This window comes from Novosphingobium sp. HR1a, assembly GCF_015594425.1.
GTDB classification, from domain to species: Bacteria; Pseudomonadota; Alphaproteobacteria; order Sphingomonadales; family Sphingomonadaceae; genus Novosphingobium; species Novosphingobium resinovorum_A.
This window is the reverse complement of the sequence record NZ_JABXWS010000150.1, coordinates 1-970: the sequence shown is the minus strand read 5'-3', so window position 1 is coordinate 970 and position 970 is coordinate 1. Positions and strand designations below refer to the sequence as shown.

Below are 970 nucleotides of genomic sequence, written 5' to 3'. Positions count from 1 at the left end.
ATTGGTGCTCAAGGCGTTGACGCAGGACAAGTTCCGATGGCCCAAACGAGCGGAAACGGTGGTGGCGCTCACCGCGGAGCAATTGCGATGGCTGCTCGACGGGATCGATATTGACGCGATGGTCCCTCATCCGGTGCGGCAATATCAGTTTGTCGGTTGAAGGCCGTTGACGCGGGAACGGGCTTTCGATTCAAGACTGCGATGGATCGAGGCGGCGTCCCCACTATTGCGGAATTGATGGCGCTTCTGGCGACGAAAGCCGCTGAAGTCGAGGCATTGGCGGCCGAGAGAGACTCTCTTGCCCGGCGCATCCTGAAGCTTGAGGAGGAACTGGCGCTGGCGCGGTTGCACCGCTTTGCGCCGCGCAGCGAAAAGCACCTGGATCGTGTCTTCAATGAAGCCGAGCAGGCCTTCCTGGAGGACGATACCGACGATGGACACGACGACGTCGATGAGCCGGTCGCCGCCGATCTTCCCGACACGGGATTGCCGGAGGCGAGAAAGCCAGAAGGGAAGAAGCGCGGGCGCAAGGCACTTCCTGCCGACCTGCCGCGCCAGCGCGTCGAGTATGACCTCGCCGACGACCAGAAGGTCTGCCCGTGCTGCAGCGAACGGATGCATCGCATGGGGGAAGTGGTAACCGAGCAGCTTCACATCGAGGTGAAGGCCACGGTTCTTCAGAATGCCCGCGCCAAATATGCATGCCGCAATTGTGACCGCACCGGGATCGCCACGCCGATTGTCATTGCGCCGATGCCCGCACAGCCCTTGCCGGGCAGCATTGCCACGGCCTCGACGCTGGCCTTTGCCCTTGTTCATAAATACGTCGATGGCACACCGCTGTATCGTCTGGCGCAAACCTTCGAGCGCGCAGGGGTACCTGTCAGCCGCGGTGCACTGGGCCGTTGGGTGATTGCTTCGAGCGAGAGGCACCTGCATCGCATCTTTGACGCCCTGAAGTTGCGGCTTC

2 protein-coding genes are annotated in these 970 nt (G+C 61.9%); both read left to right on the top strand.

Annotated elements, in window-relative coordinates; translation table 11 throughout:
• The first annotated feature begins 4 nt into the window (after positions 1-4).
• Positions 5-160, top strand: coding sequence for an IS66 family insertion sequence element accessory protein TnpB (tnpB, locus tag HWN72_RS32130; RefSeq protein WP_375154557.1), 156 nt, complete (start codon positions 5-7; stop codon positions 158-160).
• Between the two features lie 41 nt (positions 161-201).
• Positions 202-970 (top strand): transposase (locus HWN72_RS30740; RefSeq protein ID WP_211152331.1); only part of this gene is annotated, 769 nt, incomplete at its 3' end.